The organism is Peribacillus sp. N1, assembly GCF_054600815.1.
The window spans coordinates 1-229 of sequence record NZ_BAAHZO010000153.1; the positions used below are offsets into that span (position 1 = coordinate 1).

1 pseudogene is annotated in these 229 nt (G+C 39.7%); it reads right to left on the reverse strand.

Annotated features, from left to right (window positions below):
* A pseudogene (locus ACYP5M_RS26885) lies at positions 1-229 on the reverse strand (aspartate dehydrogenase); the annotation flags it as partial.

Consider the following 229-nt stretch of genomic DNA (forward strand, 5'->3'; position numbering starts at 1 on the left):
GCACCAGACGGAAGGAGAATATTCAAGTTATTCAATTTACAAATCTTGTTTGATTGTTCTTCAAAGGCAGAATTCGACATAACGCCAATGCTGCTTAGCAAGAGATCCTTCCCGCTTTTAAGCACTTTCAATGAATACTCTTCAGCTGCTTCTATCGTTGCAGCCTCTATGACTAAATCTACATCGGATTCAAGAAGTTCGTAGACATCACAATATGACTGTGTCCTGA